This is a genomic window from Saprospiraceae bacterium (genome assembly GCA_016712145.1).
Taxonomy (GTDB): Bacteria; Bacteroidota; Bacteroidia; order Chitinophagales; family Saprospiraceae; genus Vicinibacter.
This window is the reverse complement of record JADJRO010000001.1, coordinates 1,705,583-1,729,706: the sequence shown is the minus strand read 5'-3', so window position 1 is coordinate 1,729,706 and position 24,124 is coordinate 1,705,583. Positions and strand designations below refer to the sequence as shown.

Sequence of the window (24,124 nt, the reverse complement as noted above, 5' to 3'; positions counted from 1 at the left end):
CTAAAAATGATCAGGTGATTAAGGTGTTTGATGACAAAGCTTTTATGAAAATGGCCCTGGATGAGGCTAAAAAAGCAATTGCAGCCGGAGAAGTCCCAATTGGTGCGGTCATTGTTTACAAGCAACAGATTTTGGCAAAAGCCCACAATCAAACCGAATTACTAAAAGACGTAACTGCCCATGCTGAAATTTTAGCCATCACGGCAGCTTCGCAACATGTAAACAGTAAGTATCTGAAAGATTGTACCATTTATGTAAGTCTCGAACCCTGCCCCATGTGCGCTGCGGCCCTCCGGTGGGCCCAAATCGGTCGACTGGTCTATGCAGCAGAAGATGAAAAAATGGGTTACATGCGATTTGGAAACGGCCTGCTTCATCCTAAAACTAAAATAGAATTTGGATTGCTTCGAACGGAAAGTAGCGAAATGCTCAGCGCATTCTTTAAAGCAAAGCGAAAACCCAAATAGGATCTCATGAATTAAGAGATTGATTTGACTCATCAAAAAATCTGTTAAATAAAATAAAACATTTTTTCAAATTAGGTTAAATAGTTTTAAAGTTTCCGAGTCTAATAACTATTTAACATACCTTCGGTAAAATGAAATCTATGAAACCAGTATTGTTCTTTTTTGCAGGACTCTTCCTGATCGGAATGTCTTGTTCACCCAGTTTAAGTCCATTCACCCAAAAATTGTATGATGACTATCATTGGAATGCAGATGATTTAAAGCAAATTCAATTTTACATTTCAGATGACATTGTATTGCGTCGCAAAGCCAGTGAAGGGGAAACCAAAATCCAAAATGGAAAAATTAAAACCATCAATGGTGAAAAAATTGAAGAATTGATTTTTAAAAGGGGCACCCCTTGCGTATATTTATTTTCACCAAAAGAAGAACGCTTTGCAATCAGTTTTGAGCAAGCAGATCCTCCACGGTATTTAATGTTTGGACCCAATCCAAAATACAGCAACCGCTACGTCATTTTGGCAAAAGAATGGGATCGAAATCGGGGGACCATCACCTATGAAGGATCGGAATGGTATACAACCACAGAATCTGCTTATGCTTGTTTATTAATTGACATCAAACGGGCGACCAGTGTTCAAAGAAAATCAACGGTTGTAAAAGGACAAAAAGTAGGGGAGTAATTCCATCCTTTTTTGTAAATTTTAATAATTCATTCTTAAATGACTTATTTAAATTTTTCAGCCAAACTTTGATCGCGGCTAAATAAATCCAGCGTACCATTTTCTAATTTTAGTACACCACGTGGACAAACAGCTGCGCAAATGCCACATCCAACGCATGAAGCGCGCACGATGTTTTTTCCATTTTGTGCATACGAACGTACATCGATACCCATTTCACAATAGCTCGAACAATTGCCGCAGGATATGCATTGTCCGCCATTGGTTGTAATGCGAAACCTGGAAAAGAATCGTTGTTGGATGCCAAGGATTGCTGCCATCGGACAACCAAAGCGACACCACACCCGGCTACCCATTAGGGGATAAAAACCGACACCGATTACTCCGGAAAATGCAGCACCAATTGCAAATCCATACACGGAGCGGATCTTTGCAGTTGAATATCCATAAAGGGTTTCTTCACCCGTTAAGTAGGTATATATTACACCGTAAGTCATTACAATTACAAAAACTAAAATGGAGTAGATTAAAACACGCTCCATGTTCCAGGCTGTTTTTGATTTATTTGAAAGTTGACGAAAGGAATCGCCGGCTGTTTCTGCAAGTCCGCCGCAACCGCAAATCCAGGAGCAATACCAGCGTTTACCAAATAGAAAAGTAAGGATGGGAGATCCTGCAATAATCATTAAGATACCGCCCATTAACATATAATATCCAATTTCACCCTGTGATAATAGTTGATCAATATGCCAGCCATCAAAGAAATAATAGTTCAAAGGCCAAATGTTTTTAAAATCGTGATAGGGTAAATTCATGCGCAACATCAGTTCAGGCAATATAAACGCAAAGGCAGTTTGAAAAAACATAACAGAAAGTGTTCGCAATATTTGATAGCGACTGTGTCTGTACTTTATTATAAATTTAATTCCAAAGAAAAAAATGGCCCAGGTATATAACACCCCATAAACAAACCATTGACTGGCGGGCTGATTTTTTATATAATAACTGAGTGGATCAAAAAATGCAATGAAACCCGTATTGCCTTTTACATCAAAACCCAAATAAGCTGGAAACCAATACAGGATACAATAAAACACGGTGAGCATGCATGCCAATAACCAGGCAAGCCATTTTCTGGAACTGACGGATTTAAACCAAACACCGTCATTTTTAATTCCTGCAGGTTTGCCCCAATACAAACTCAAACAGTATAAAATAAATCCGGCTGAAATATAAGATAAGGCATGTAGGATATAATTGAGATTATTGTATAAGATTTTATTACAAGCCAGGATGATAAGTGTGATTCCAAAAAGAATAACTCCAATCGCAGTAATTTGAATTAAATCACGATGGGTGAAACCAATTTTATTCAAGAGTAATTTCATTTGTTATTGCTTTTTAGAGCGTTTAAAAAATCTGAGTACACTGTCAAAAGAACCCCGTGATCTTAAATAGGAAGCTTTGCCAAATTCTATATTAAATTTTTTCATATACCGCCTCGCAATTCCTTTGTAAAATTCGGGTTCAAAAAAAGCCATTCGAATGGTTGAAACTACAGTTTCAAGCATCATTTTTTGGCTAATCCATTTTTCACAAACATCCTGACGAAATCGGTATCCCATCAATAAAAATCCTTTCACTACTTTGGTATCATGATCATAGGTGATTCGAATGCTTTGTCTGCCATTGGGCGATTCCAAATGTAAGCTGTTCAAGGGGTAATGAATTTGTGCGGGAACAAATCCGTAAACCTGATATTCAATGTCAAAAAATTTAGCTGAATTGTACCAGATGATTTGTTGATACGCAGTAGGTTCTTTGCAAATATGATGTGCGAGCGTTTTACCCATAGCCCGGGCGATGTACCATGCTGTTTCGATAGCTTTTCTGCCTAAGATTGGTTTTCGAAGTTGTGCACAATCTCCGATAGCATACACATGCTCGATATTGGTTTCAAGGAAATCATTTACAAGAATCCCCTGATCACATTCGAGCGTTGTATTTTGAACACACTCGATATTTGGTTTAACCCCAACAGCGATTCCAACAAAGTTGCAGGCTATTTCGTGTCCATTACTGGTGACAACCGCTCTCACACGACCCAAATCATCTGATAAGATTTCGGTTACTTGAGTTTCTAGGTGTAAATCAACGCCATGGTCCTGAATGTGCCTGGTAATCATACGAGCTTCGTCTTCCGGAAGTACCTGCGCCCAATAATCAGATTCACGAACCAACATGCAAACGGGTATTTTACGTGAACTCAACATTTCCGCCAATTCGATCGCAATGAGTCCGCCACCGATGATCACTGCCTGTTGAATCGAAGGTGTCAATTTTTCGATATGCTCCAAATCCTGTTTGTAATACAAACTACAAACCCCTTCCACTTGATTCCCTGGAATTTCGACCGTTTTGGAATTGGAGCCAGTTGCCAGGATTAAACGATCGTAAGCAAGCGGCTTTTCATTTTCAGTATGTACACATTTGGAGTTAAAATCAATGGACAAAACCTTGGTATGCAGTAAATCGATTCCGTTTTTGCTGTAAAAATCATGCGGATAGGGTTCAATATCTTTCCATCGCAAATGCCCCATATAGACATACATCAAAGCTGTACGAGAGAAAAAATAGGCTGATTCTGAGGATATTACACAAATTTTAACCTCGCTGAGTTTACGCAACTCGCGTGCGGCAGTTATTCCCGCAATGCCATTTCCGACTATTACAATTTGCTCCATTTCCTTTTCTGCCAATTTTTCTTTGGATTTATACCAAAATGCTAATTACGAAAAATACTGTAATTTGTTAAATTTCAAAATTAATTGGAATAATAATATAATTTTGTTGCCTTTAAACCTTATTCCACAACAAAACAATTCCATATGAAACAAATTTACATTCTTGTTTTCTTAGGAGTTTTGGCAAGTTCTATCGCATACAGTCAGGCTCCCCGCCGTGTTTTAGTAGAAGAATTTACCCAGGCTTCTTGTCCACCCTGTGCAGTTTACAATCCGGGATTCCATAAAATAATATTTACACCCGGCAATGAATCAAAGGTGACCTTATTGTGTTACCAGACCAGTTGGCCAGGTTCAGACCCAATGAATTCTCAAAATCCGACCGATGTACAAAGTCGTGTTACCTATTATGGTGTGAATGCAGTACCCGATTGTTTGGCAGATGGAGGCGTAACCCAGGCAGGTGCCCCCATTTTTCATGGAAATATTGCAGATTTTACTCAAGGGATAATCAATACCAGATCGGTTGTAACCAGTCCGGTAGAAATTACTGTTAATCATGAATTGGCAACCAAACTGGATTCTGTTACCATGACAGTAAGTGTTAAAAATGTAAGTGCCAATGTATTGCCTGCAGAATATACCATGCACGTAATTTTAATTGAGAAAGTGGTTGAATTTCATATTCCACCAGGTACCAATGGTGAGTTAGAATTTTATTCAGTAACCCGTAAAATGGCTCCAAATGCTTCTGGTACTAAATTAACAGCAATCGATCCAGGAGCAAGTTTGGATTATACCTTTAAAATTGCCATTCCAAGCTATATCTACAACTTGAGAAACTTAGGAGTCATTGCTTTTGTGCAGCATACTGCAAAAAAAGAAGTGATTCAATCAAACGAAAGTTTTCCAAAAGCAATTCCAGGTGCAAGTACCTATGTTGATTTAGGAACCTCAGCAACCTTATCAGGTTTTTCTGGTATTTGTGATAATAACATAGCTTTTAAAGTTGATTTTGAAAACCTGGGTACAGATACAATTCGTACCTTATCAGTTGATTTGATGATCAATAACGTAAAGAAAACCGGACAAACCAATTTGGCAGTAAATATTCCTGCTGGTGGAACTGGATTTTACGAATTTAAAAATGTAAACATTACACCTGGTAAAGCTCAAGTAAACTACCGAATTAACAATGTAAACGGTGCAAGTAAAGACATTGACAAACTGAACAATACCGGTCCACACAGATTTTTATATACAGTTGATCCAACTCCATTTACAGAAGAATTGCACGAATCATTTGAAGTAAGTGCACGCGGTGTCATTCCAATTCATAATTATGTTGAGAATTATTCTACCATGCGTGTATATCCTGCAGATAAAGCATTTTTTGGAGCACCTGAAGAAATTGGAGCCTTTGGAAATTCTGTGTATTCATTATTCTGGGATTTTTATTTCGGACCAGAAAATACAGAAGTAGGTTATTTCTTTGACAAAGTAAACTTAACCAATAGCAAAAACACAGCGTTTATGATGAGCCGTGCATTTGCTACCAAAAATAGTGAAGCAGTAAGTCTGATTGTTGAAGCATCTAAAGATTGTGGAGCCAACTGGACAACGATTTATTCCAAAGTAGGTGATGAATTGGCTACCGTTGCGCCAATACCCGGTACTTATTTTGCACCGAGTTCAGCAGATTGGATCCGGGATACAACAGACATCAGCCAATTTGATGGAGAAGCGGAAGTAATCTTCCGATTAAAAGGATTTAATCCTGCTGGTGGTTCCAATTTATTATTCCTGGACGATATCGATATCGCGCCTTTAACTCCGGTTGGTGTTGAGGATGCAGGAATTTTAACCAGAATGGAAGTATTCCCGAATCCTGTGAAAGATCAAATCAATCTTCAGGTAAATTCACAGGAAAAAGCAACAGCAAGCATTCAATTGTATGATGTTCATGGAAAAATGATCAGCATGCTAGACAGATCGCTGAACTTGTTTGCTGGTGAAAACCAAAAATCTTACAATGTTTCTGCTATACATGCAGGCGTATATAATTTGAAAGTTGTTACAGACAAAGGGGTTAGAAACCACTTTATTCAAATTCAATAAAATACATGACATAAAAGGGAGTTTTAGAGTTCCCTTGAATTTAAAAAAGCCGGTTTCTTTGAAATCGGCTTTTTTTATGTGTTTCAATGAAATTCACGAATTTCCTTTCAAAAAAAAGCCCTTTGAATTCATACTAAAAAAGTATATCTTTACAGATTAATGCTAAGCTTCAGGCCTATGAAATATATATACTTGACAATCAGTTTATTATGTGTTCAAATGCTGTCAGCTCAATCGGCAAAGGTGAGTGTTAACCCTAACCCAAACACCATTTTTTTTGTCCCTGACATGAGCGATCACAATGCGCATGGTAAAATGAAGAACCGCACCAATGCAACCCTTAACGTGCTTTGGACCCGTCAAATTGCTATGTTGCCAAGCGGCTGGAGTACTTACATATGCGATGCAAACAACTGCTACGCAGATTTTGTGGATAAATGTCCTTATAACAATCCCAATGTTATAAAAGCCAATGATTCTGCAACCCTAGATGTGCATATTTTTGATGACGGCAACATGGGTGAAGCGCATATCATCATGTGGGTTTATGAAAAAGAAGACACACTGAATAAGTTTAGAGCAGACTATTCTTTCAATAAAATTGTATCAAATAAAGACGTTAAAAATATAGCTATTAAAGTCTATCCAAATCCGGCATCCAATTCATTTTCAGTTGAATTTAACACCGGACTTACCAGAGTCGATTTATACTCTATATTAGGTAAAAAAGTAACTTCATATCCTGCAATTCAAAAAGGCTATTATGATATCAGCTGGTTAGATGATGGGCTTTATTTTGTAAAATTGATTGGTCCTAATGACCAGATGTTGCGCACCATCAGACTTCAAAAACGTTCTTACAAGCCCTAATTCATTGAATTAGAGGATTCTATAGGATCTGCATCCGTACAAAATACATTTCAAGCAGGGTATTCAACAAAATTCCTGGGTGTTTCTGACAATCTGATGTGAATGTCTAAGTGCTCTGAAATTACTTTTCGAAGAATTTCATAAATCAATATGCATATATTTTCTGCAGTTGGAACCCTGGATTTAAATTCTGGCAAATCCATGTTCAGATTTTTGTGGTCAAAATACAATTCGACATGCTGCTCTAAAATTTCCTTCAAGGTTTTCAGATCCATGAGGATTCCAGTTTCCGGATCCAATTCACCACTTATTTTGACATCCAGTTCGTAATTGTGGCCATGAAAATTAGGATTGCTGCAGATTCCAAAAATACTGCGGTTTTTCTCATCAGACCATTCAGGTTTATAAAGTCTATGGGCTGCATTGAAGTGGGCTTTTCTGATTATTGAAATTCGCATGGTGTGAAATTTAAACAAAAGTAAGAAGTTTCTAAAAAGCCTTGTTTTAATCGTCCAAAAGCACGGAAAATACTATCATTTGTGCTTAAGCGCCGTTATATTTGCGCCAATTATAATGGCCGTATGGAGGCACAACACGTACCTTTTGACTATATACCAATCTTAATCCAGTTGCTAGTTGCAATGGGTTTTGTTGTAATTACCTTAATTGGAACGCATTTATTGGGTCCAAAGCGGTCCGGAAAACGCAAAGATGCCAGTTTTGAATGTGGTTTAGATGCTGTAGGAAATGCTCGAAGCCCTTTTTCGATTCGATATTTTATGACAGCCATCTTGTTTGTACTGTTTGATGTGGAAATTATATTTATGTATCCCTGGGCAGTCAATTTTAGAAAGTTGGGCTGGTTTGGCTTTGCTGAAATGTTTATTTTTCTTGCTTTGCTGATGGCTGGTTTCTATTATGTATTGTTGAAAGGAATTTTGAAATGGGAAACAAACGAAGAACATTAAATTGGTTTCAATACAAGAATTGATTGACAGTTAAAAATGAGTACAGTAAAAATAGTTGAAGCACCGGAAGGAATTGGAGGACAAGGTTTTTTTGCAACCAGCCTGGATTCCGTAGTAGGTTTAGCTCGCAAAAACAGTATTTGGCCACTTCCGTTTGCCACTTCCTGTTGTGGAATTGAATTTATGTCCACGATGTCATCTCATTATGATTTGGCACGTTTTGGATCGGAGCGTTTAAGCTTTACACCTCGTCAGGCAGATTTACTTATGGTGATGGGGACGATAGCAAAAAAAATGGGACCCGTTTTAAGGCAGGTTTATGAACAAATGGCAGAACCGAAATGGGTCATTGCTGTCGGAGCCTGTGCATCAAGTGGAGGGATCTTTGATACCTACAGTGTTTTACAAGGAATTGATCGCATCATTCCAGTAGATGTTTACGTTCCCGGATGTCCTCCCAGACCTGAACAAATTATTGATGGTGTCATGCGCATTCAGGATTTAATTGGGAAAGAATCACTCAGAAGAAGAAATTCCGAAGAGTACAAAAAATTATTAGAAGAATATATTGTGAAATAATGGAACCCATCAATCTCGCAACAATTCAACAGCACATCGATGCGCATTTATCTATTGGAATCCAGATTTCTCAAGATGCATTTGGTGTATATACCTGCGAACTTGATATAAAACAGTTGTATCAGTTTGTTCATTTTTTATACAAGGATGAGGTGCTTGCAATAAATTTTTTAACAGATATCTGTGGCGTTCATTATCCAGATCAAACAGCAAAAGAAATAGGAGTTGTTTATCATTTGCAAAGCATGAAACATCAATTGCGCTTGCGAGTGAAAGTTTTTGTTTCAGAAAGCAAACCGGAAGTTCCAAGTTTAACTGGAATTTATGGATCTGCAAATTGGATGGAACGTGAAACCTATGATTTTTACGGTGTTCAATTTTTGGGTCACCCAAATCTTAAACGCATTCTCAATATGGATGAAATGGTAGCATTTCCCATGAGAAAAGAATTTCCTTTAGAAGACCCTAACCGGGAAGATAAAATTGATTACCAATTTGGAAGATAAGAGGGATGAAGACCAACTTAGAATTTTTAGCAAACATTAAATTGCCCGATAAACCGGAGATTCCATACAATACGCTTAATTTGGGTCCAACCCATCCTGCAACCCATGGTATTTTTCAAAATGTGCTTACTATGGATGGAGAGCGCATTGTACATGGCGAACAAACGGTAGGATATATTCACAGAGCTTTTGAAAAAATAGCAGAGCGCAGGCCTTTTTATCAAATTACACCGCTTACAGATCGATTGAATTATTGCTCTGCACCCATTAATAATACAGGTTGGTATTTAACAGTAGAAAAATTATTAGGAGTTAAAGTGCCAAAGCGCGTTGATTATATGCGTGTTATGGTTATGGAACTTGCTCGCATTGCAGATCATATTGTTTGTAATTCGATTTTAGGCGTTGATACCGGAGCACTTACTGGGTTTACCTACGTATACCAATGGCGTGAATTTATCTATGAAATCTATGAAGAAATTTGTGGTGCTCGTTTGACAACCAATATGGGACGTATCGGTGGATTCGAAAGAGATTTTAATGCCATCGTTTTTGAAAAAACAAATAAATTTCTAAAGGAATTTCCACCGGTTTGGCGGGAGTTTGAAAGCCTGCTTTCACGAAATCGGATCTTTATGGATCGGACCATTGATACTGGTGGACTCAGTATGGAACGCGCATTGAATTATGGGTTCACGGGTCCGAATTTACGTGCTTGTGGTTTGGATTACGATTTGCGTACAGCAGAACCTTATTGTTCTTATGAAGATTTTAAATTTGAAATCCCAGTAGGCACTACAGGGGATACCTATGATCGATTTGTAGTTCGAAATGAAGAAATCTGGCAAAGTTTGAGTTTGGTTGAACAAGCCATGCATAAAATTCAATCGTTGGAACCTGGAGTTTTTCATGCAGATTGTGATAAATATTATCTTCCTCCAAAACAGGAAGTTTATAAAAATATGGAAGCATTGATCTACCATTTTAAAATTATTATGGGTGAAATCGATGCTCCGATAGGTGAAGTATATCAAGCGGTTGAAGGCGCAAACGGTGAATTGGGTTTTTACTTAATCAGCGATGGCGGGAGAACTCCGTATCGTCTACATTTTAGAAGACCTTGTTTTATTTATTACCAGGCATTTCCGGAAATGGTCAGAGGACAATTACTCTCAGATGCCATTGTTGTAATGAGTAGTTTAAATGTAATTGCCGGTGAGCTGGATGCTTGATTGGATCAATTAGTAATTAACAATTAATAATTAAGAATTGATTTAGAAATTTTTTTTAGTTTGAATAATGGTTTTAGTGAAAAATAAATATGCCATTTACAAGTGAACGGTTAAAACAATTTGAGGATATTAAAAAAAGATATCCGGAAGGAAAGCATAAATCTGCTTTGCTGCCAATATTGCATTTGGTACAGGAAGATCATGGTTGGTTGCCGGTGGATGCAATGGATGAAGTAGCTGAAGTTTTAGATATCAAACCCATTGAAGTGTATGAAGTCGCTACGTTTTATACCATGTTTCATGTTAAACCGGTTGGTAAATATGTTTTGGAAATTTGTCGTACCGGCCCTTGCTGTTTAATTGGAGCAGAATCAATGATTCAATATTTGAAAGAAAAACTGAATGTTGAAGAAGGGGAAATCACGCAAGATGGTTTATTTACAATCAAACCCGTTGAATGTCTTGCTTCTTGCGGTACCGGACCTGTATTGCAAATCGGACCGGATTACAAATACCACGAACACCTAACAAAAGAAAAAATAGATTCATTGATTGACGAACTTAGGTCTAAAGGATAATAGAGGAATGAAATTATTATTAGAACATATAGATAAACCTGGAATCCAATCAATTGATGGATATTTAAAAAATGGAGGCTACCGCTCCGTTGAAAAAGCATTGAAACAATTAAGTCCAGATCAACTGGTTGAAGAAGTCAAGACTTCTGGATTAAGAGGTCGAGGAGGAGCCGGATTTCCAACTGGATTGAAATGGTCTTTTTTAGATAAAAAATCAGACAAACCGAAATACCTTGTTTGTAATGCAGATGAATCTGAACCGGGTACCTTTAAGGACCGTTTTTTAATGGAACATATTCCGCATTTGTTGATTGAAGGAATGATTGTTTCATCCTTTGCATTGACTGCAAAAACATCCTACATCTATGTTCGGGGTGAAATGATGTATATCATACGCATCCTCGAAAAAGCAATTGCAGAAGCCTATGCCAAAGGGTATCTTGGAAAAAATATTTTGGGTAGCGGATATGATTTGGATTTATTTGTGCAAGCCGGTGGAGGAGCCTATATCTGTGGAGAAGAAACTGCATTGCTGGAATCGCTTGAAGGCAAACGCGGCAATCCAAGAAACAAGCCGCCATTTCCAGCAGTTTGGGGATTGTATGGTTGCCCAACCGTAGTAAACAATGTAGAAACAATTGCAGCAGTGCCATGGATTGTCAATAATGGAGGCGCGGCCTATGCTGCAATCGGGATTGGCAAAAGTACCGGTACCAAATTAATTTCAGCATGTGGAAACATAAATAAACCAGGTGTATTTGAAATTGAATTGGGATTACCGGTTGAAGAATTTATATACGGCGATGACTATTGTGGTGGAATCGCAAATGGAAGAGAACTAAAAGCGGTTGTTGCTGGTGGTTCTTCAGTACCCATTCTCCCAAAAAATCTGATTTTAAAAACAGCCAATCAGGAAGCTCGTTTAATGAGTTACGAATCGCTGTCGGATGGTGGATTTGTTAGTGGAACCATGTTAGGTTCTGGTGGATTCATCGTGTTCGATGATCAATCCTGCATCGTGAGAAATTTGTGGAATTTCACTCGGTTTTATCATCATGAAAGTTGTGGACAATGCAGTCCATGCAGAGAAGGAACCGGTTGGATGGAAAAAGTATTACACCGCATTGAATATGGTCATGGCAAATTGACTGATATTGATTTATTGGTTGATGTAGCTAAAAAAATAGAAGGAAAAACAATATGTCCCTTGGGTGAAGCAGCCGCATGGCCGGTAGCCAGTGCAATTCGCCATTTTAGGGATGAATTTGAAGCGCATGTCAGGAATCCGGAATCGTGTAATGCCAGGCATTTACATTTTGAAACTGCAATGAGCCATTAAATAAAACTAGAATGGAAAATCTTTTTAAAGTAACCATAGACGGTAAAAGTATTGAAGTTCCACCTGGAACGACTATACTTCAAGCTGCAAGACAAATTGGAGGAACGTATCCACCCGCTATGTGTTATTATTCTTCTTTGAAAGACACAGGAGGAAAATGCCGCGTATGTTTGGTGAAAGTTGCTCAATCCAGTGAAGCCAATCCCCGCCCTATGCCTAAATTGGTTGCAAGCTGTCTTACACGCGTTGAACATGGGATGGTGGTTGAAAATGAAAGTTCTCCAGAAGTACTGGAAGCTCGCAATGGGGTCGTTGAATTTTTATTAATCAATCACCCGTTGGATTGTCCTGTTTGCGATCAGGCAGGAGAATGCGATTTGCAAAATCTTTCATACGAACATGGTACTGAAGGCACCCGATATGAAGAATCAAGAAGAGAATTTAATAAGATAGATATTGGACCTTATGTCCAATTGCACATGACCCGCTGTATTTTATGTTATCGTTGCGTTTATGCTGCCGAGCAACTTACTGATTCACGCGTGCACGGCGTACTAAATCGCGGAGACGTTTCAGAGATTAGTACCTACATTCAACATGCAATTGATAAAGATTTTTCTGGAAATATTATTGATGTATGCCCGGTAGGTGCATTGACAGATAAAACCTATCGATTTAAACAACGGGTATGGTTTTCAAAACCATTTAATGCACATCGTTCCTGTTCTAAATGTTCAGGCAAAACAATTGCCTGGATGAAAGGCGATGATATTATTCGAATTACAGCAAGAAAAAATGCATTTGGGGAAGTGGAGGATTTTATTTGCAACGAATGCAGATTTGAACATAAAGAAACAGCAGATTGGCACATTGAAGGTCCAAGAGACATGGGAGATGATTCTGTTATATCTGCAAATAAATATGAGTTGCCGGTGATTTCACCAGCAGTTAATGTGGACGCCAAATTTGTTTCAGAATGAGCGAACTGATTTTTAAATTGGTATTTATTTCAGTCATATTTGGCTTGTCTTTGTTTATCGCTATGTATTCTACATATGCCGAACGAAAACTGGCTGCCTTTTTACAAGACCGTTTGGGACCCAATCGGGCTGGACCTTTCGGATTGTTGCAACCACTGGCTGATGGGATTAAATTATTTTTTAAAGAAGAATTTATCCCAAGAGCCTCGGATCGATGGTTGTTTATTATGGGGCCTGGTTTTTTTATGATTACCGCATTGATGACAAGTGCTGTAATCCCTTTTGCACCCGATCTGCCGTGGAATGGCCAGATTTTTTCAATGCAAGCCACGGATTTAAATGTGGGCATTTTATATTTGTTTGGGGTCGTTTCTTTGGGTGTATATGGAATCTTGATAGGAGGATGGGCTTCTAATAATAAATTTAGTTTATTAGGTGCAATTCGTGCTGCATCTCAAAATATCAGTTACGAACTAGCTATGGGCTTGTCTATCGTTTCACTGATTATGGTTACATCCAGTTTGTCGTTACGCGATATAGTAGATCAACAAAGCGGCTGGCACTGGAATGTAATTTATCAGCCCCTCGGTTTTTTGATATTTATTATTTGTGCTTTTGCAGAAACCAATCGTGCACCATTTGATTTACCTGAATGCGAAACAGAATTAGTTGGGGGGTATCATACAGAGTTTTCTTCTATGAAACTTGGTTTTTATCTGTTTGCAGAATATATCAATATGTTTGTAAGCAGTGCAGTACTGGCAACTTTATATTTTGGTGCATACCAATTTCCTTTTATTAGTAGTATGGATCCGGGTTTGACTAAAACATTATTAGGAGCTGGTGTCATGTTTGGTAAAATTTTCTTTTTTATCTTTTTATTTATTTGGATCCGGTGGACATTGCCTCGGTTCAGATATGATCAGTTGATGAATTTAGGGTGGAAAGTTTTAATCCCACTGGCTGTATTAAATATTATTTTAACCGGTGCATTTATATTATTTAAATCGTAATAATGATTGAATATAAACTGACGAATAAAAGAAAAATCATGTTTCGTAAACCGATGACGTTTATGGAACGGATTTATCTTCCGGCCGTGTTGAAAGGAATGGCAATTACCTTAAGTCACTTATTTAGGAAAAAAGCTACGATTCAATATCCGGAACAGAAACGTCCGATGAGTGAAGTATTCAGAGGATTGCATATTTTAAAAAGAGATGATCAAGGTGCAGAACGTTGCACTGCTTGTGGGTTGTGCGCATTGGCTTGCCCAGCTGAAGCAATTACCATGACTGCGGCAGAACGGAAACCAGAAGAAAAGAAATTGTACCGCGAAGAGAAATATGCATCTGTTTATGAAATCAATATGTTGCGATGTATCTTTTGTGGTTTGTGTGAAGAAGCATGTCCTAAAGCTGCGATATTCTTGCAAAATGACGTCATGGCTCCGGCAAGTTTTGAACGAGAAGAATTTATATATGGAAAAGATCGTTTGGTTGAACCCTTGAAGTTAAATTGATGCAAAACCTGTTTTATATTTTATCCGGCTTAACCATTTTTGCAGCAATTATGGTTATCATTTCTAAACATCCGATCCGGAGTATATTATTTTTAGTATTTACTTTTTTTCTGATATCTGCACATTATGTGTTACTCAATGCTCAGTTTTTAGCATTGGTTAATGTGGTGGTTTATGCAGGTGCAATCATGGTATTGTTTCTTTTCGTTGTCATGTTTTTAAATTTAAATCAGGAAATTGAACGATTTAAATCCTGGATTCCTTTAAGTGCTGCTGCAATTTCAGGAGCTTGTTTGTTTTTAGTATTCTTCTCAGCGTTCCGAACTGCCGCATTGACACAACATGATAATACCGGTGGGTATCAACACGGTTTAGTAGAAAATTTGGGAGAGGTTTTGTACCGCGATTATTTATTTCCAATGGAAATTTGTTCCGTTTTGTTTTTAGTAGCTATGATTGGCGTTGTTTTATTAGGCCGTAAAGAACGGGTCCAACCAGTTAAAATTAATTTACCATGAATTCAATTCCGGAGTTAATTCGTACAGTTCCATTAGAGCAGTATCTCATGTTGAGTACCTGCTTGTTTTTTATCGGTATGATTGGCGTATTGGTAAGGCGCAATATTATTATAGTGTTTATGTGTATTGAAATCATGTTAAATGCTGTAAACCTATTGATGGTTTCCGTTTCAGCGTATCGGGGAGAAGCCTCCGGACAAATTATGGTTTTATTTATAATGGCAGTAGCTGCAGCAGAAGTTTCTGTCGGGCTGGCAATTATTGTGATGATGTATAAAAATTTAAAAACGACCAACATCGATTTATTTAATCAATTGAAAGGTTGAGCAAGAGGAAAACAGCATGGATGCAACACTAATATTACACATTATACTTTGGCCACCACTTATCGGTTTTCTGATAAATGGTTTATTTGGTAATTCATTTCCTAAATGGGCTGTAAGTATACTCGCATGTTTGGGACCGCTTACCAGTTTCGTTGGAACCGTTTTAGCCTATACCTATTTATCGGGTCCGGCTCATTCCATTCCACTCTACACCTGGTTTATTGTTGAAGGAAGTGCAAAAATTAATTTTGGCTTTTATATAGATCACCTGGCTATTATCATGTTATTTGTTGTGACAGGAGTTGGAAGTTTAATACATGCCTATTCCACTGGATACATGCATGATGATAAAGGCTATTCCAGGTTTATGTCCTACATGAATTTATTTTTATTTTCCATGCTATTGCTGGTCCTTGGTTCTAACCTGGTGGTTTTATTTGCAGGTTGGGAAGGAGTTGGATTGTGTTCGTTTTTATTAATTGGATTCTGGTTTGAAAATAAAGAGTACAATCGTGCTGCTGCAAAAGCCTTTATAATGAATCGAATTGGGGATCTTGGATTTTTAGTAGCTATATTTTTGATAATTAATAAGTTTGGAGGAATAGAATTTACAGACATCCATGAAACCATAATGGAAGAAGGTCAATTGCATGACCCGCAGATTTTATTAATATGCCTCTTGTTGTTTTTGGGTGTTTGTGGGAAATCTGCTCAAATCCCTTTATTTACCTGGTTACCGGATGCAATGGCTGGCCCAACACCTGTTTCAGCTCTTATCCACGCAGCGACCATGGTAACTGCAGGGATCTATTTGATTGCAAGAATGTACTTCCTGTTTGATTATGCACCACAGAGTTTAACCATTATTGCCATTACAGGATGTATTACTGCATTGGTTGCCGCAAGCATTGCATTAAAACAAAACGACATTAAAAAAATATTAGCCTATTCAACCGTCAGCCAATTGGGTTATATGGCTGTTGCCTTGGGTGTGGGTGCTTATATAACAGCAGTATTTCATCTGATGACCCATGCATTTTTTAAAGCTTTATTGTTTTTAGGCGCCGGAAGTGTGATTCATGGTTTACACGGTGAACAAGACATTAGCAAAATGGGTGGATTGAAGTCAAAGATGAAATGGACCTATACCGTTATGTTAATTGGAACCTTAGCCATTGTTGGGTGTCCTCCATTTGCAGGTTTCTTTTCTAAAGATGAAATTTTAGCTGCGGTATATTCTAAAAACTTTTGGTTTTTTCTTGTATTGGCATTTGCATCCGTTTTTACAGCATGGTATATGTTCCGCTTGTTATTTGCCACCTTTCATGGACAATTCAGAGGTTCGGAAGAAAAACTGAACAAGGTGCATGAATCTTCTTATAGTATGATAATTCCTTTGGTTGTGTTAGCTGTATTTTCTATCATAGGAGGCTTTGTCGGATTGCCAGAAATAACCGGAGGTGATCATAAATTATATAAATTTTTAGTTCAATCCATTGCCCATACTCGATTTAAAGTGTCCCATTTATTTGAATACAGTTTATGGGGTGTAACAGTTTTAGCCTTAGTGTCCATTGGTTATATTACTTTTAAAAAATACGCAACATCCGATACTAAAGTTTTTGAACCAGGAAATTCGCTAATTTCCAGAATCATTGTAAATAAATTTTATCTGGATGAATTGTATGCACTGCTTTTTGTTAATCCTTTAAAGAAAACTGGAAGCTGGATTATAAATCAATTTGAATATGGGGTGATTGATCGGTTGATTCGAATACCAGACACCCTTATTGAATCTTCAAGTTTTGCACTTAAAAATTTGCAATCAGGTAAATTGAGTTGGTACTTGTTAAGTACTGTAGTCAGTATATTATTAATTGTCTTAGTGTTTATTTACAGATAAGCTATGAATTCATCAGGAGTCCTTATATTAATTCCATTCATTTTTTCCTTACTGAGTTTTGTATCCGGAAAGAAATGGTCTTCCATAATTGCTTTGATTTCATCTGTTGGAAGCTTATTTTATTTTTTATTGCTATTAAGTGCTTATAATGTAAAAACAAATTACGTTGCTTTTGGATTTTATTACGATTGGATTCCTTCCATCCGTGCTTCATTGAGTTTTGGAATGGATGCTGCCAATTTATTGGTTTTGATGCTAACACAAATCGTAGTGTGTTTAGCAGTATTGGCAACGATGGTAAAGGGGAATGACCGGACCGCAAGTTATTATGGATTGATAGGCCTGACACATACGTTTTTAAATGCTTTTTTTAGCGCCCAAAATCCAATGACGTTTTTAATCTTTTTTGAAGCAACGCTGATTCCGGTTTATTTTTTAATTCTCAATTTTGGTGGGCCAAAACGAAAACAGGCTGTCTTCAAATTTTTTATATATACGGTATTTGGAGGTTTGCTTATGCTATTAGCAATCTTGTTTTATCAGTCCAATATGTTTCCTCAATTGCGATTGGATAGTTGGGCTGATTTTTATCAATACAAACTTTCATTGAAATATCAATATTGGTTGTTTGCAGCATTTTTTATCGCTTTTGCAATTAAAGCACCCCTCTTTCCATTTCATACCTGGCAAGCGGATTTGTATTCACAAGCAGATCGCCCTACATTAATGATATTGGCTGCCCTCTTATCCAAAATGGGCATTTATGGATTTGTTCGATTTAATTTCTTCTTTATTCAGGTTGTGTATGATTGGTTTAATTACATAACCCTGTTGTGTGTGATCGGAGTCGTTTATGGCGCAATCGTGGCATGGCGGCAAAAAGATATCATTCGACTCATTGCATATTCCTCCTTATCACATATCGGATTAATGGCTGCTGGCACCATGACTTTGACAAATATAGGAATGCAGGGTGCAATGTTTGCCATGTTGGCTCATGGTCTTGCTGTAGCAGGTTTAATATTTGTTGCGGATGTGATGATTCGACGTACCAATGAACATAGCGTGGATTCCTTTTCTGGAATTGCCAGAAATAATCCTCGTTTTGCAGTTTATTTTTTCATCATTTTACTTTCGGCTGTAGGCTTGCCACTTACCTGCGGTTTTATTGGTGAGTTTTATTTAATATGGGCATTGGTGGAATTTAAATTTTATATTGGCTTGGTCGCAGCATTGACTTTAATATTTGGAGCTGCTTACATGTTGCGTTGGTATCAAAAAACGATGTTTGGAATTCCTTCCTCTAATATTATAGGTTTCCAAAAATTAAGTCTCTCAGAAGACTATATTTTTCTGATCCTTGTTATGTTAATTCTTATACTAGGATTATTTCCTGCAGACTGGATTGGTTTTGGACAGTTTGCTTATAAATACATGAACTTCATTCCAGATAATTGATGAATCTATGATGCTTGCATTAATCATATTAACCCTCGCCGGATTGCTGATTCTTTTCTTAGGATTTAGCGGAATGCGGAATGTACTATTGCCGGTTGCCATCATTGCAATTTCTGCTGCTATTTTTTCATTGAGTTCACAACAAACCTTCTGGAATCATTATCTGGCAGACATGGTCCAAGTCGATGGACTTTCTAGAAAAATTTCATTGATATTGATGTTTGCTGCATTGGGTTTATTGCCATTTTTTAATTTATTTAAAAATCGGGGCCAGGAAGAGCTTTCTGATTTTTTAGGCATTTATTTATTTGCAATTCTAGGATCGATCTTAATGGTCAGTGCCTTAAATTATATGAGTTTATTTCTTGGGGTTGAAATTCTTTCCATCAGCATGTATGTATTAGCAGGTGCAAATCGAAGGAGTATTCTCTCTAATGAAGCATCGTTAAAATATTTTATCACCGGATCGTTTACCAGTGCAATCATGCTGTTTGGTATTGGTTGGATTTATGCTGAAAGTGGTTCACTTTCAATGATCCAGACCAGTGGAGTTGCAACAAGTATGATGAGTTTTGGATTCATATTTTTGTTTACGGCATTTGCATTAAAAGTTGCTTTGGTTCCATTTCATTTTTGGGCACCCGATGTTTACCAGGGAACGCCTACTTTATTTACAGCCTCTATGGCAACCCTCGTTAAAATTGCTGCCATCGGCGCTTTTTATAGATTGGTGCAATTGAATCACGCTGTATTGCCAGAATGGATCAATTGGTATTTTGTATTACTGATATTAGCCACGTTAATACTTGGAAATATCTTGGCCGTTACACAAGATAGTGTGAAACGATTGTTTGCGTATTCTGGAATCGTTCAATCTGGTTTTATATTAATGGGATTTTTATATCAAAGCGCTTATGTGGATTGGACCATGTTGTTTTATTTTATTGCTTATGCATCTGCTTCACTTGTTGGATTTATCGTGATTCATTTTGTAGAAGCGCAAAGTGGCTCTGACAGTTTGGATTCATTTGCTGGTTTATCAAAAAGCAATCCGGGATTGGCACTCGTTTTAAGCATATCATTAATTTCTTTGGCTGGAGGTCCTTTGACTGCTGGTTTTATGGCTAAAATATTTATACTCAGTCAATCAATTCAAAATAATTTTACAGCTCTTGCTATGGTTGCAGTAATCAGTGCTGTAGTTTCAATGTATTATTATTATAAAGTGATTAACGCTATTTACAGCAAAAGTTCGGACCAACCATGGTCTGTTTCGATCTATTATAGGGGACTTTTATATGTATTTACAATCATTACCCTGGTAGCCGGTTTGCTTCCGTCTGTATTGATAGGACTGCTAAAATAAAGGGAGGCATTTTTTAAAATTTGAATGTAGTGGGGTTTTAATTACCCATGCCACGATGTAATGGCTTGAATCTTAGATCAATATCTATGATAATATTATATTATTTAATATATAAATAACTATAAATCAATTTATTAATTAAATTTATTTTTTCCTAATTTTGTGAATTAGGTATTAGCATGCTTTTTGGTAAAGAAGATATGATTTTGAATGTAAAGCAGGACCGGTGGTCCGACCAACTGGTTTCTCAGCATCACTTGTTTGAGAAGCTCAACCGGTCCATTCAACAAAATCGTTTTCCGCATTTTAGTTTGTTGTTGGGAAGACCTGGCAATGGTCAACTTTTACTAGCACTCTCTGTGGCTCAATCCATTTTATGTATTTCAGATGAAAAGCCTTGCGGAACCTGTGATGCTTGTTATAAAGTTAGCAAACTGATTCATCCGGATTTGCATTTTTCATTTCCACTCAACAGTCCAAAAGAAACGTGTCAACAACATTATAAAGAATGGCGATCCGCAATCCAGGAAAAACCCTTTATGGGAATATCCCAGTGGTTTTCATATTTGGAAGGCGACAGTAAAAATGCTAATATATCTGTAACTGAAATTTCAAATGTATTAAATACGCTTTCCTTAAAACCTTTTGAATCTGAAAATTCAGTATTAATTGTTTGGCTTCCTGAATATCTGGGAAGAGACTCAAACAGATTATTAAAATTTTTTGAAGAACCACCGGATCACGTCTTTATTATTTTAGCTTCAGAGAATCAAGAGTTAATCTTACCAACCGTATTGTCGAGAGCGCAGATCTTTAGAATGAATGCAATCCAAATGGATGATGCAATTCAGACCCTTTCAACCAAAGAACCTTCATACAAGCAAGATGAGTTGGTTTCAGCATGGTTAGCCGGAAATGGCAATATGCAGCAGACCTTGAATGTTTTAGAAAATCAAAACAATCCATCTGTTGAATATCTACGAAAATTATTGCAAAGTGCGTTTACTTATAATGCCATCGAATTAACGGAATGGGTCGAACAATTTGCAGGCTTAAACAAAGAAGAACAGAAAAACTTTCTGCAATGGATTCAGCAATTTTTATCTCTGGTGATCCGGGAGAAATTTAAATTAAATCCAGACCAGGAATTTCAAAACAATCCCGTGTTGCAATATGCAAACAAACTTTCAAATTCTTTGAGTGTTTCTCAAATTGAACATTGGGATGATTTACTTAATGATACTTTATTGTATTTACAGCGAAATGCAAATGTAAAATTGATGATGACAAATTTTAGCATCAAACTTTCACACATTTTAAGAAAAAATAAACCCTTGAATTAAATACTAATTATTATGGGATGTACGAGTTGCGGCACGCAGAAAAATGGAATGCCTACCGGTTGTGGGGATAAGGGCCATTGCGCCAGTGGTGGATGTAATAAAATGAATACCTATGATTGGTTGACTGTATTGGATTTAGAAGATCCACAGGAAGTAAAATTAGCAGAAGTAAGTTTTAAAAATGGTTCGCGTAAAACATTTTATAGGATTCCGGATTTTCAACGCTTTACTACAGGCGACCTGGTAGTTGTAGATACCGGATACGGTGGCTATGATGTTGGGCGCGTCAGTTTGATGGGCGACTTGGTAAAACTTCAAATGCGTAAGAAAAATTTTCAGGAAAACCGGATTACGTTTGATATACTAAGACGTGCAAATCAAAGGGATATTGAACGTATGGAAGAAGCACGAGCACTCGAGCGTACTTTTTTAGTCAAAGCGCGTGTAATTTCAAGAAATCTCAAATTGGATATGAAAATTGGAGATGTTGAAGTACAGGCTGATTTAAAAAAATCCACTTTTTATTATACCGCAGACGGTCGGGTAGATTTTCGTGAATTGGTTCGATCGTATGCAAAAGAATTTAGAACCAAGATTGAAATGTGGCAGATCGGTGCGCGACAAGAATCCGCACGAATCGGAGGGATCGGGTCCTGCGGTCGGGAATTATGTTGTTCAACCTGGCTTTCTGATTTCAAAACAGTCAATACGAATGCAGCACGTTATCAGAATATTGCAATCAATCAATCTAAATTAACAGGTCAATGTGGAAGATTGAAATGTTGTTTAAATTATGAATTGGATTTGTATGTAGATGAGTTAGACAAGTATCCATCAAATGTAGACGAATTGTATTCCATGAAGGGTAAAGCCAGCCTGGTGAAAGTTGATATTTTCAGAGGCGTATTATACTATGCCTATGAACCTGAGAAAGGTCGCTCCATGGTAATGCCTTTGACCCCGGAATATGTTCGTGAAATAAAATCCATGAATGATAAAGGACAGCGTCCGGATGAAATTATTGCAAAGGAAGATACGAGTGAAGCTGCTAAAAAAGTAGAAAATGAATATGTGGATGTGACTGGTGAAATTGAATTGCCAGATAATAAAAAGAAAAAGAAGAAAAAATTCAGAAAAAGACCGTTCGATAAGAACAATCCATCTGCGAAGTAGTTTCTTTTTTATACTGTAAATATTTTAATATGAATGTCGTGATCATCGGATCGGGTCCGGGTGGATATGTAGCCGCTATACGTTGTGCCCAATTGGGGATGCAGGTCAAATTAATAGAAAAGTATGATACCTTGGGAGGTACCTGTTTAAATGTTGGTTGTATCCCATCTAAGGCCTTGTTGGATAGCAGTGAACATTATTACCAGGCTCGCAAAAATTTTAAAGTGCATGGGATCCAATTTGAAAATTTAAAAATTGATTTACAACAATTCATTCAAAGAAAAAACGATGTAGTATCTCAAAATGTAAAAGGCATTTCGTTTTTAATGAATAAAAATAAAATTGAAGTAATCCATGGAGTTGCTTCATTTGAAAATGCTTCCTCAATTAAGGTTTTGAAACAGGATGGAACCACTCAATTGATTTCATTTGATAAATGCATTATTGCAACTGGGTCAAAGCCTCAGGTACCGGCCAAATTTAATTACGATAAAAACCGGATCATTAGTTCAACGGAGGCATTAAACATAACAACCTTACCAGAGAGCATGACCGTGATAGGTGCTGGTGTGATCGGTTTGGAATTGGGATCTGTATATGCCAGATTGGGAACCCAGGTTACAATCGTTGAATACATGGATCGAATTTTACCGGGTATGGATTTAGATTGTGCCAAAGAGCTGCAAAAATCTTTGAGTAAAACCGGAATTACATTTCATTTGAATCGAAGTGTAAGCAAGCTAGATTATAATAAAAAATCTAATAAGGTAAAACTTTCACACCAATCGAAGGATCAAAAGGATACTTCTGAAATTGAATCTGATTATTGTTTAATTGCGATCGGACGTCGTGCATATACCGATGGCTTGAATTTAGATCACATTGGTGTGCAAACCGATGAGAAAAACAAAATTGTTGTAGACAAAAATTTGCAAACCACACATGCTAATATTTTTGCAATTGGGGATGTAATTTATGGACCCATGCTTGCACATAAAGCAGAGGAGGAAGGTGTTTTTGTTGCAGAGTTTTTAGCTGGACAAAAACCACATATAGATTCTCATTTGATTCCAGGTGTTGTTTATACCTGGCCTGAAATGGCTGGCGTTGGATTTACAGAAGAGCAATTAATAGAAAAAAATCGGGCGTATAAAATAGGAAAATTTCCATTCAAAGCACTTGGTAGAGCCCGCGCTAGTATGGATTTAGATGGCCTGGTTAAAATATTGGCTGATAAAACAACCGATGAAATTTTAGGAGTACACATGGTAGGTGCACGCGCTGCAGATTTAATCATGGAAGCTGTTGCCGCAATGACCTATCGGGCCAGTGCTGAAGATTTAGCCAGAATGTGTCATCCACATCCAACCTTTACGGAAGCATTAAAGGAAGCAGCCCTGGATGCGAGTGGCTTGGGTGCTATTCATGTATAGTATGATCAGACCTTCAGA

General features: G+C 37.3%; 24 protein-coding genes. 21 read left to right on the top strand and 3 right to left on the bottom strand.

What is annotated here, in order from left to right:
- Positions 1 to 14: 14 nt before the first annotated feature.
- Both IPK91_07345 and IPK91_07340 read left to right on the top strand, forming a co-directional pair.
- Positions 15 to 467 carry a nucleoside deaminase gene (locus IPK91_07345; GenBank protein ID MBK8297080.1) on the top strand — a complete coding sequence of 151 codons (453 nt, stop codon included), beginning with the start codon at positions 15 to 17 and terminating at the stop codon, positions 465 to 467.
- Between the two features lie 140 nt (positions 468 to 607).
- Positions 608 to 1,150: a hypothetical protein gene (locus IPK91_07340; protein ID MBK8297079.1), complete on the top strand. Its 543-nt coding sequence runs from the start codon at positions 608 to 610 to the stop codon at positions 1,148 to 1,150.
- A gap of 44 nt (positions 1,151 to 1,194) precedes the next feature.
- On the opposite strand, the gene IPK91_07335 is transcribed toward IPK91_07340, so the two are convergent.
- Together IPK91_07335 and IPK91_07330 are read right to left on the bottom strand one after the other, a co-directional pair.
- A complete protein-coding gene (locus tag IPK91_07335; GenBank protein ID MBK8297078.1) occupies positions 1,195 to 2,538 on the bottom strand; it encodes a 4Fe-4S binding protein in 1,344 nt (447 codons plus the stop codon).
- 3 nt (positions 2,539 to 2,541) lie between these two features.
- Complete coding sequence (locus IPK91_07330) at positions 2,542 to 3,909, bottom strand: NAD(P)/FAD-dependent oxidoreductase (GenBank protein ID MBK8297077.1); 1,368 nt, start codon at positions 3,907 to 3,909, stop codon at positions 2,542 to 2,544.
- Between the two features lie 129 nt (positions 3,910 to 4,038).
- On the opposite strand from IPK91_07330, the gene IPK91_07325 reads away from it, so the two are divergent.
- Both IPK91_07325 and IPK91_07320 read left to right on the top strand, forming a co-directional pair.
- Complete coding sequence (locus tag IPK91_07325) at positions 4,039 to 6,012, top strand: Omp28-related outer membrane protein (GenBank protein ID MBK8297076.1); 1,974 nt, start codon at positions 4,039 to 4,041, stop codon at positions 6,010 to 6,012.
- Positions 6,013 to 6,189: 177 nt separating this feature from the next.
- Positions 6,190 to 6,882, top strand: coding sequence for a T9SS type A sorting domain-containing protein (locus tag IPK91_07320; GenBank protein ID MBK8297075.1), 693 nt, complete (start codon positions 6,190 to 6,192; stop codon positions 6,880 to 6,882).
- A gap of 50 nt (positions 6,883 to 6,932) precedes the next feature.
- Here IPK91_07320 and IPK91_07315 read toward each other — a convergent pair whose 3' ends face one another.
- Positions 6,933 to 7,340 (bottom strand): 6-carboxytetrahydropterin synthase, encoded by a 408-nt coding sequence (locus IPK91_07315; protein ID MBK8297074.1) that lies wholly within the window; start codon positions 7,338 to 7,340, stop codon positions 6,933 to 6,935.
- A gap of 123 nt (positions 7,341 to 7,463) precedes the next feature.
- Here IPK91_07315 and IPK91_07310 point away from each other — a divergent pair, with 123 nt between their 5' ends.
- The 17 genes from IPK91_07310 to lpdA all read left to right on the top strand — a co-directional run bounded on the left by IPK91_07310 (position 7,464) and on the right by lpdA (position 24,106).
- Positions 7,464 to 7,850 (top strand): NADH-quinone oxidoreductase subunit A, encoded by a 387-nt coding sequence (locus IPK91_07310; protein MBK8297073.1) that lies wholly within the window; start codon positions 7,464 to 7,466, stop codon positions 7,848 to 7,850.
- A 36-nt stretch (positions 7,851 to 7,886) separates the two neighbouring features.
- Positions 7,887 to 8,429, top strand: a complete 543-nt coding sequence (locus IPK91_07305) for an NADH-quinone oxidoreductase subunit B (GenBank protein MBK8297072.1) — start codon at positions 7,887 to 7,889, stop codon at positions 8,427 to 8,429.
- Complete coding sequence (locus IPK91_07300; GenBank protein MBK8297071.1) at positions 8,429 to 8,935, top strand: NADH-quinone oxidoreductase subunit C; 507 nt, start codon at positions 8,429 to 8,431, stop codon at positions 8,933 to 8,935. Before IPK91_07305 ends, IPK91_07300 begins: the two co-directional genes overlap by 1 nt.
- Before the next feature lie 5 nt (positions 8,936 to 8,940).
- Positions 8,941 to 10,167: an NADH-quinone oxidoreductase subunit D gene (locus IPK91_07295; GenBank protein MBK8297070.1), complete on the top strand. Its 1,227-nt coding sequence runs from the start codon at positions 8,941 to 8,943 to the stop codon at positions 10,165 to 10,167.
- Positions 10,168 to 10,256: 89 nt separating this feature from the next.
- A complete protein-coding gene (locus IPK91_07290; GenBank protein MBK8297069.1) occupies positions 10,257 to 10,745 on the top strand; it encodes an NAD(P)H-dependent oxidoreductase subunit E in 489 nt (162 codons plus the stop codon).
- A 7-nt stretch (positions 10,746 to 10,752) separates the two neighbouring features.
- The gene (nuoF, locus tag IPK91_07285; protein MBK8297068.1) at positions 10,753 to 12,084 is read left to right on the top strand and encodes an NADH-quinone oxidoreductase subunit NuoF; all 1,332 of its coding nucleotides are present in this window, start codon (positions 10,753 to 10,755) and stop codon (positions 12,082 to 12,084) included.
- Between the two features lie 11 nt (positions 12,085 to 12,095).
- On the top strand, positions 12,096 to 13,064 hold the full coding sequence (locus IPK91_07280; GenBank protein ID MBK8297067.1) for a (2Fe-2S)-binding protein: 969 nt from the start codon (positions 12,096 to 12,098) through the stop codon (positions 13,062 to 13,064).
- Positions 13,061 to 14,077 (top strand): NADH-quinone oxidoreductase subunit NuoH, encoded by a 1,017-nt coding sequence (gene nuoH / locus IPK91_07275; protein ID MBK8297066.1) that lies wholly within the window; start codon positions 13,061 to 13,063, stop codon positions 14,075 to 14,077. Before IPK91_07280 ends, nuoH begins: the two co-directional genes overlap by 4 nt.
- A gap of 53 nt (positions 14,078 to 14,130) precedes the next feature.
- On the top strand, positions 14,131 to 14,586 hold the full coding sequence (gene nuoI / locus IPK91_07270) for an NADH-quinone oxidoreductase subunit NuoI (GenBank protein MBK8297065.1): 456 nt from the start codon (positions 14,131 to 14,133) through the stop codon (positions 14,584 to 14,586).
- Positions 14,586 to 15,104 carry an NADH-quinone oxidoreductase subunit J gene (locus tag IPK91_07265; GenBank protein MBK8297064.1) on the top strand — a complete coding sequence of 173 codons (519 nt, stop codon included), beginning with the start codon at positions 14,586 to 14,588 and terminating at the stop codon, positions 15,102 to 15,104. The genes nuoI and IPK91_07265 overlap by 1 nt, the downstream gene beginning before the upstream one ends.
- On the top strand, positions 15,101 to 15,430 hold the full coding sequence (gene nuoK / locus IPK91_07260; GenBank protein ID MBK8297063.1) for an NADH-quinone oxidoreductase subunit NuoK: 330 nt from the start codon (positions 15,101 to 15,103) through the stop codon (positions 15,428 to 15,430). Before IPK91_07265 ends, nuoK begins: the two co-directional genes overlap by 4 nt.
- Positions 15,431 to 15,446: 16 nt before the next feature.
- Positions 15,447 to 17,333, top strand: a complete 1,887-nt coding sequence (nuoL, locus tag IPK91_07255) for an NADH-quinone oxidoreductase subunit L (protein MBK8297062.1) — start codon at positions 15,447 to 15,449, stop codon at positions 17,331 to 17,333.
- Between the two features lie 3 nt (positions 17,334 to 17,336).
- On the top strand, positions 17,337 to 18,791 hold the full coding sequence (locus IPK91_07250; GenBank protein MBK8297061.1) for an NADH-quinone oxidoreductase subunit M: 1,455 nt from the start codon (positions 17,337 to 17,339) through the stop codon (positions 18,789 to 18,791).
- Between the two features lie 7 nt (positions 18,792 to 18,798).
- Complete coding sequence (locus IPK91_07245) at positions 18,799 to 20,157, top strand: NADH-quinone oxidoreductase subunit N (GenBank protein ID MBK8297060.1); 1,359 nt, start codon at positions 18,799 to 18,801, stop codon at positions 20,155 to 20,157.
- Between the two features lie 179 nt (positions 20,158 to 20,336).
- Entirely contained in the window at positions 20,337 to 21,500 is a 1,164-nt protein-coding gene (locus IPK91_07240; protein MBK8297059.1) for a hypothetical protein, read from the top strand.
- Positions 21,501 to 21,512: 12 nt separating this feature from the next.
- Positions 21,513 to 22,673 (top strand): hypothetical protein, encoded by a 1,161-nt coding sequence (locus IPK91_07235; GenBank protein ID MBK8297058.1) that lies wholly within the window; start codon positions 21,513 to 21,515, stop codon positions 22,671 to 22,673.
- A gap of 29 nt (positions 22,674 to 22,702) precedes the next feature.
- The gene (gene lpdA / locus IPK91_07230; GenBank protein MBK8297057.1) at positions 22,703 to 24,106 is read left to right on the top strand and encodes a dihydrolipoyl dehydrogenase; all 1,404 of its coding nucleotides are present in this window, start codon (positions 22,703 to 22,705) and stop codon (positions 24,104 to 24,106) included.
- The last annotated feature ends 18 nt before the right edge of the window (positions 24,107 to 24,124 follow it).

What these genes read in the sequence shown, in the direction of transcription:
- IPK91_07315 (MBK8297074.1), bottom strand. Translation starts at nt 7,340, where the DNA reads ATGCGAATTTCAATAATCAGAAAAGCCCACTTCAATGCAGCCCATAGA.
- nuoF (MBK8297068.1), top strand. Translation starts at nt 10,753, where the DNA reads ATGAAATTATTATTAGAACATATAGATAAACCTGGAATCCAATCAATT.
- nuoI (MBK8297065.1), top strand. Translation starts at nt 14,131, where the DNA reads ATGACGTTTATGGAACGGATTTATCTTCCGGCCGTGTTGAAAGGAATG.
- IPK91_07245 (MBK8297060.1), top strand. Translation starts at nt 18,799, where the DNA reads ATGATGCTTGCATTAATCATATTAACCCTCGCCGGATTGCTGATTCTT.
- IPK91_07290 (MBK8297069.1), top strand. Translation starts at nt 10,257, where the DNA reads ATGCCATTTACAAGTGAACGGTTAAAACAATTTGAGGATATTAAAAAA.
- IPK91_07250 (MBK8297061.1), top strand. Translation starts at nt 17,337, where the DNA reads ATGAATTCATCAGGAGTCCTTATATTAATTCCATTCATTTTTTCCTTA.
- IPK91_07320 (MBK8297075.1), top strand. Translation starts at nt 6,190, where the DNA reads ATGAAATATATATACTTGACAATCAGTTTATTATGTGTTCAAATGCTG.
- IPK91_07295 (MBK8297070.1), top strand. Translation starts at nt 8,941, where the DNA reads ATGAAGACCAACTTAGAATTTTTAGCAAACATTAAATTGCCCGATAAA.
- nuoH (MBK8297066.1), top strand. Translation starts at nt 13,061, where the DNA reads ATGAGCGAACTGATTTTTAAATTGGTATTTATTTCAGTCATATTTGGC.
- IPK91_07335 (MBK8297078.1), bottom strand. Translation starts at nt 2,538, where the DNA reads ATGAAATTACTCTTGAATAAAATTGGTTTCACCCATCGTGATTTAATT.
- IPK91_07305 (MBK8297072.1), top strand. Translation starts at nt 7,887, where the DNA reads ATGAGTACAGTAAAAATAGTTGAAGCACCGGAAGGAATTGGAGGACAA.
- IPK91_07265 (MBK8297064.1), top strand. Translation starts at nt 14,586, where the DNA reads ATGCAAAACCTGTTTTATATTTTATCCGGCTTAACCATTTTTGCAGCA.
- IPK91_07310 (MBK8297073.1), top strand. Translation starts at nt 7,464, where the DNA reads ATGGAGGCACAACACGTACCTTTTGACTATATACCAATCTTAATCCAG.
- IPK91_07340 (MBK8297079.1), top strand. Translation starts at nt 608, where the DNA reads ATGAAACCAGTATTGTTCTTTTTTGCAGGACTCTTCCTGATCGGAATG.
- nuoK (MBK8297063.1), top strand. Translation starts at nt 15,101, where the DNA reads ATGAATTCAATTCCGGAGTTAATTCGTACAGTTCCATTAGAGCAGTAT.
- IPK91_07325 (MBK8297076.1), top strand. Translation starts at nt 4,039, where the DNA reads ATGAAACAAATTTACATTCTTGTTTTCTTAGGAGTTTTGGCAAGTTCT.
- nuoL (MBK8297062.1), top strand. Translation starts at nt 15,447, where the DNA reads ATGGATGCAACACTAATATTACACATTATACTTTGGCCACCACTTATC.
- IPK91_07300 (MBK8297071.1), top strand. Translation starts at nt 8,429, where the DNA reads ATGGAACCCATCAATCTCGCAACAATTCAACAGCACATCGATGCGCAT.
- IPK91_07240 (MBK8297059.1), top strand. Translation starts at nt 20,337, where the DNA reads ATGCTTTTTGGTAAAGAAGATATGATTTTGAATGTAAAGCAGGACCGG.
- IPK91_07235 (MBK8297058.1), top strand. Translation starts at nt 21,513, where the DNA reads ATGGGATGTACGAGTTGCGGCACGCAGAAAAATGGAATGCCTACCGGT.
- lpdA (MBK8297057.1), top strand. Translation starts at nt 22,703, where the DNA reads ATGAATGTCGTGATCATCGGATCGGGTCCGGGTGGATATGTAGCCGCT.
- IPK91_07280 (MBK8297067.1), top strand. Translation starts at nt 12,096, where the DNA reads ATGGAAAATCTTTTTAAAGTAACCATAGACGGTAAAAGTATTGAAGTT.